The sequence below is a fragment of the Pseudomonas sp. BJa5 genome (assembly GCF_030272875.2).
Lineage (GTDB): Bacteria > Pseudomonadota > Gammaproteobacteria > Pseudomonadales > Pseudomonadaceae > Aquipseudomonas.
The window spans coordinates 1-251 of sequence record NZ_JALRNG020000179.1; the positions used below are offsets into that span (position 1 = coordinate 1).

1 protein-coding gene is annotated in these 251 nt (G+C 62.5%); it reads right to left on the reverse strand.

The genetic code is table 11. The features are described from left to right. Nucleotides 1–251 (reverse strand): ABC transporter permease subunit (locus tag M2D63_RS25925; protein WP_405310942.1); only part of this gene is annotated, 251 nt, incomplete at both ends.

Below are 251 nucleotides of genomic sequence, written 5' to 3' on the forward strand. Positions count from 1 at the left end.
CGAGTTCGACGAGGACGCCGACAAGCGCAGATACGACCGTGCCTGCCAGGATGCCCAGCGGCAGCGGCAAGCCCGCATGCACGGTCGCAGCCGTCACATACGCACCGCACATGATGAACTCGCCATGGGCGAGATTGATCACGCCCATCATGCCGAAGATCACCGCGAGCCCGCAGGCCGACAGCACCAGAAACGCAAAGGCGTCGCCGAATTGATAGAGCGCCGAAAACACGTGGGTCGCGATATCCATG